This window comes from Bartonella sp. AD13SXNS (assembly GCF_042196465.1).
Taxonomy (GTDB): Bacteria; Pseudomonadota; Alphaproteobacteria; order Rhizobiales; family Rhizobiaceae; genus Bartonella.
Window position 1 is genome coordinate 1 of the sequence record NZ_JBHIQI010000056.1, and the last position, 2,014, is coordinate 2,014.

Here is a 2,014-nt window from a genome sequence, read left to right on the forward strand (position 1 = left end):
TCTTTATCCTCTGGAGTAAAAACCTTTTGGTCTGTTGGTGTAAAATCTTGCGTATTTTGGGCTTTGATGTCTTTTTCGCCAAACTCATTACCCCCATAGGTACTGCCAATCTTCAACTTCGCTTCTGAAAATGCCGTCTTAACGAACGCTTTAATTGAAGTGATCAAAGCACCACGTGGTAATATCCCTATTTTCGTTGTAAGACGCTTCTCTTTATGCGATATGTTCAAGCGAAAAAAACTCACTTGTTGCGTAACCAAGTTTCTCCCTTGTAGGGGCTGTGGTAATCCTTCTGCCATGTTTTATTTCCTTTCCATGAATTTAAGAAGGCTTTTCACCTGTACAAGTTGAAACAACAACTGTTCCAAAATCTTGCGCATGTTGTCCTCTTCCAGGCATTTGGAAACGCGTTTTCTTCATCCCTAGGATTGTTTTCACTGCAACCCCATATACCCGTTGATAATCATCAAGCTCTTCAACCAATTTATAGCGCGTATCTTGATTTTCTGCTCCAAAGGCAAGCATCACACTTTGTGCACCCAGTAATACAGCACGTCGGACATTTTCTTCAACACTACCATCGGATTTTACACCATGCGTCACATGTTCCGATTCACGTAAAATCACACCGTTATACATGCCTAGTGAACCATCAAAGATCGGATTCTTCGCACGCGAACCTGAATAAGCCGCCTTTTGTATATCAAGCCACTGACCAGTATCTGTATTGGTACGCAATTGCATAACTTGTATGGGATGAAGATACATGACGTAAACATTGGAACCACCAACACGTACTGGTCTGATTTTGGGGTTAGCCAACTTTGCAACTTTAACAGCTTCATCAATCAGCTTAAGGCTAAAACCGTGTTTTGCCAGCTCTTTTACGTCTTCATCTTTCGTTTTGGCTTCTGGTCGTACAATGCGCTTACTACTTGGTGCCAATGGTGCATTAAAACCATAATACAATTCATCAAGTTCAATCTCACGCCCTTCAAATTTCATTGTAGGTGCTGTGTACCCACACACTTGCGTGAAAAACATCAAACTTAAACGGTCCGCATACCAATCAACCAATGACTTGTGTGCTTCGTCGCGTAAACTAAACAAAATACGTTGTTGATCAATTGTACCTTTGTTCTTCGTCGAAACTGCATGATTAAGTTCATTGATATATAATTTGTCATGAAGAAACTGAAGAGCTTCTTCATTACCTTTAAGCGTTTCACCTTCGCTTACACCACGCCCCATAATCTGTGCACGTAAGCTAAATGTAACACAATCGCCACCTTCTTTCCTAAGTTCATTTTTGACTTGAATGATACTATTGGAGCCTTCTCCCATTAATGGTTCAATATCAAGCGCTTTAGACGCTTCATAATTTAATCTCTTTGACCAAGCTTTCACCGCTTGAGCATCATTAATAGGTATACGTGTTATTGCCATTGATTTTACCTTTCTTTGCTATAAAAAAACCGGCTTAAAGCCGGCAAAAACCCGCATTAAAAGCGGATTACGTTATGCACCTAGACTATAATCAGCCATCGCGCCCCATTAACTTATCAAAAATGATTTGATTCTTAGGATTGCTATACCATTCTCCAAATTCTTTATCAGACATATTTCCAATAGATTCTAAAGTCATAGGACCCGTCACGCCCCCTCCTCCAGATGCCGTTAAGGTTCTCGCAGAATTCTGACGGCTTTGAAGTGCTGCAACTTGATTATTGGCTTGCACTGCTTGGTTCTGATAACCAAGATTTTGCGCTATCCTATAAAGCTCTTCTGCTGGATTAACCCCTTTTTGGGCGCAAGTCGCTACAATTGTACGTAATTCATCCCCTATAATCGCATCTATCGTGCTCTTTTGTGCATAATTCGGATAAACAGAGGACCATGCATTCAATTGCTTTGCACGCGTCTCATAAAGAAAATCTGCCGCCGCATCAAAATCACTGTATTTATCTTTAATTGATGTAACAGAACTTTCTAAAAACTGGTTCAAATGATCATT

General features: G+C 40.4%; 2 protein-coding genes and 1 pseudogene. All 3 read right to left on the reverse strand.

Going from position 1 to position 2,014, the window contains the following annotated elements:
* On the reverse strand, positions 1-299 hold a 299-nt coding region (locus ACFIMQ_RS09270; protein WP_375703919.1), incomplete at its 3' end, for a hypothetical protein.
* A gap of 22 nt (positions 300-321) precedes the next feature.
* Positions 322-1,446, reverse strand: coding sequence for a N4-gp56 family major capsid protein (locus ACFIMQ_RS09275; RefSeq protein ID WP_375703920.1), 1,125 nt, complete (start codon positions 1,444-1,446; stop codon positions 322-324).
* A 91-nt stretch (positions 1,447-1,537) separates the two neighbouring features.
* Positions 1,538-2,014 (reverse strand): annotated as a pseudogene (locus ACFIMQ_RS09280) (hypothetical protein); the annotation flags it as partial.

Coding starts and splice junctions, on each gene's coding strand:
- ACFIMQ_RS09275 (WP_375703920.1), bottom strand. CDS start 1,446: ATGGCAATAACACGTATACCTATTAATGATGCTCAAGCGGTGAAAGCT.